Origin of the sequence: Neisseria sp. HMSC065C04 (assembly GCF_001815375.1) — a bacterium.
Lineage (GTDB): Bacteria > Pseudomonadota > Gammaproteobacteria > Burkholderiales > Neisseriaceae > Neisseria > Neisseria flavescens_D.
Genome location: NZ_KV820423.1, coordinates 1 through 893, shown reverse-complemented (window position 1 = coordinate 893; position 893 = coordinate 1). Strand labels below are relative to the sequence as shown.

At 44.1% G+C, this 893-nt stretch carries 1 protein-coding gene; it reads left to right on the top strand.

Translation table 11 applies throughout. The features are described from left to right. Window positions 1–471 precede the first annotated feature (471 nt). Window positions 472–893: contractile injection system protein, VgrG/Pvc8 family (locus HMPREF3022_RS11145; protein WP_210399667.1), on the top strand; the 422-nt coding region annotated here is incomplete at its 3' end.

Sequence of the window (893 nt, the reverse complement as noted above, 5' to 3'; positions counted from 1 at the left end):
TTTAACAACAAGGGATTTGTTGAGAAAAAGCTGGGGCAATTGATAAAAGGCCGTCTGAAAAAGCTTCAGACGGCCTTTTACTTTTGAATTTTGTAAGTGATTGAACTACTGAGCGAAACAGGAGTTAGCAGGCTAAAATACTAGTATTATGAATTTAACATAATATAAATTATGTAGTTTTTCCCTATACCTAACAATCGCCGTTGTTTATTCCTGTTTGTTAACTATTAGTTAATCTTAAAAGATTCCGTATAGTACTCCAATTTTTAGTATAAAATCAATGTTTTTTAAGAGAAATGTGACTGCTAAATTTACCACTTTTTCCCTGAATGGTGGAAAATAGGGAGGAGTGTCTCTTTATCCCTTATTTCAACCGTTCGGGCAGACTTTTTTCCATTCATCCCATTCGCTTTACCATCGGCATTATCCCCGTTATCATACAGTGTTCATCGTCAGTCGGATATTACCCTTATGACCGCCCGTCAATCCTACCACCTTACCTTTGCCCGTTTCTCCCCCTCACTTTCAGTCCGCTCCTTCAGCGCATCCGAAGCGGTCAATACCGCTTACCGTGTCGAAATCACCGCTACCTCGACCGATTCCTCACTGCCTCTGTCTTCCTACCTCAACCAACGCGCAGCGTTTGAGATTCGTCCTCAGGAAGGCTTACTGTCGGAAGTGGCCGGGGCATTCGGGTCTGCTTCAGACGATCCCCCGGCGAAGCAATGGCAGGGCATTATCACCTCATGCGAGAAGTTGTCGGTATCCAAGGATGAAACCGTTTACCGCTTTGTTTTAGAGCCGCGTTTCGCGGCAATGAAACATTTCCAAACTTCACGACTGTTCCAACACCAAACCATTCCCGACATCGTTGCCGCCGTCTTCAAACACCA